The sequence below is a fragment of the Paraburkholderia phymatum genome (assembly GCF_040965635.1).
In the GTDB taxonomy this organism is placed as follows: domain Bacteria; phylum Pseudomonadota; class Gammaproteobacteria; order Burkholderiales; family Burkholderiaceae; genus Paraburkholderia; species Paraburkholderia phymatum_B.
In genome coordinates, this window is record NZ_JBFRCH010000089.1 from 1 (window position 1) to 2,005 (window position 2,005).

General features: G+C 63.1%; 2 protein-coding genes. One reads left to right on the forward strand and one right to left on the reverse strand.

All coding sequences use genetic code 11. From position 1 onward, the window contains the following. Positions 1-266 (reverse strand): hypothetical protein (locus AB4Y32_RS40255; RefSeq protein WP_368726554.1); only part of this gene is annotated, 266 nt, incomplete at its 3' end. A gap of 305 nt (positions 267-571) precedes the next feature. Between AB4Y32_RS40255 and AB4Y32_RS40260 the strand changes: the two genes are divergently transcribed. Next, complete coding sequence (locus AB4Y32_RS40260; protein WP_368726555.1) at positions 572-1,864, forward strand: glycosyltransferase family 4 protein; 1,293 nt, start codon at positions 572-574, stop codon at positions 1,862-1,864. Positions 1,865-2,005: the final 141 nt, after the last annotated feature.

Sequence of the window (2,005 nt, forward strand, 5' to 3'; positions counted from 1 at the left end):
TCGTTCAGCGCATCGGCGAAAAAGCGCAGCAGCGCATACGCGAGCACCAGAAACACAGGGAACACAACGGGCGATTCCGGGTGGCTCAATTCGTCGACGATATGTTTTAGCGTCAGCGGAATCGCGACGGCAGAGAGCTTCGCGAAGATCATCAGCGCGAATGACGCGGCCGTGATCGTCCGGTATCGGAGCACCGCGCGCAGCAGGTCGCCGACAATCACTCCCTGGATGCGCGAAAGAGAATGGGTAGCGTGAGTCGAATCCATCGTCCTGTGCCACTAGCATGCCGTGCGCCCGGCGCCGCCCCCAACGACCTCCCGCATTGCGAAGCGCCTTTTACACGACGCTTGTAATTCGGGGCGCGCCACAGCGGTTCGAGCGATGCGCGTTCAACGAAACGATCATGCGCCCCGGGCACAACGATGGAAACGCACGTTCTCACCCAGCGGCACATCGCATGCTGAAACGAAGGTACGCACTGCTCAACTGCTATTGCGAAGAAGCGGCGCCATTCCGATCAACCGCCCTCTGTCCATCGGCAAAGGGCCATGAAGGAACCAAAGGGATCACGATGAAGATTGCCATCATCAGCGAACACGCGTCTCCTCTTGCCGTGGCGGGTGGCGTCGACAGCGGCGGGCAAAACATCTATGTCGCGAATGTCGCAAGACAGCTTCAGCGCAGCGGTCATCAGGTCGATGTCTTTACCCGGCGCGATCGGGCGTTGCTGCCGTCCATCTCGAACATGGACGGAATCCGCGTGATCCATGTGCCGGCGGGTCCGCCGCTGCAATTGCCCAAGGAGCAACTGCTGCCGTACATGGGCGAGTTCGCCGATTTCCTGATTGGCTTCTTTCGCCGCGAAAAGACGCAGTATCACGTGATGCACGCGAACTTCTTCATGTCCGGGCTGGCGGGCCTCAAGGTCAAGCGTACGCTCGGCGTGCCGCTCGTCATGACGTTTCATGCGCTCGGCCGCGTGCGCCGCCTTCATCAGGGCATCGACGACGGCTTTCCCGACGAGCGCTTCGCGATCGAGGACGAACTCGTCCGGCGCTCGAACGCGATCATCGCCGAGTGCCCGCAAGACGAAGCCGATCTGATCGACCTGTATCACGCGGACGCCGAACGCATCGACATCGTGCCATGCGGCTTCGACGCCGACGAGTTTCATCCGATGAACCGCGACACCGCGCGCGATGCACTAGGCTGGCCACGCGACAGGTTCATCGTGTTGCAGCTCGGGCGCATCGTGCAGCGCAAGGGCATCGACAACGTGATTCGCGGCGTCGGCGTGCTCAGGATGCAGCACGGCATCGATGCGCGGCTTTACATCGTCGGCGGCAATTCCGACGCGCCGAATGAAATCGCCACGCCCGAAATTGCACGACTGCGCGGCATTGCAAACCGGGAACAGATTGCGAATGAAACGATCTTCGTCGGCCGCCGCGGACGGCGGCGTCTGAGCCTGTTCTATAGCGCGGCGAACGTGTTCGTCACGACGCCATGGTACGAGCCGTTCGGCATCACGCCCGTCGAAGCGATGGCATGCGGCACGCCCGTGATCGGCGCGGACGTCGGCGGCATCCGCTATTCGGTGAAGCACGGCGAGACCGGCTGGCTCGTGCCGCCGCGCGACCCAGCCGCGCTCGCAATGAAGCTGGCCACGTTGCAGCGCGATCCCGCACTCGCGCGCCGGATGGGCGAAGCCGGGCTCGCTCGCGCGCACGCGGAGTTCACGTGGAGCGGCGTGTCCGAATCGTTGACGGACATCTACCGGCGCGTCGCCGATGTGAACACGGTCTTTGCCCAGAGCGAATCGACAGAGGCGCTGCGCTCGGCGGCGGGAGGCGCGGCAGGATAGCGACGCTCATCGTCCGCACGCCGAGTCACATCCAATGTTCGATCCAGCCGAGGTTGCCATGCTCACGCCCTCCGTCACGCCCGCCGATACGCTTCATCAGTCGGCCGTCTTTATCGACAAGGACGGCACACTGCTCGAGGA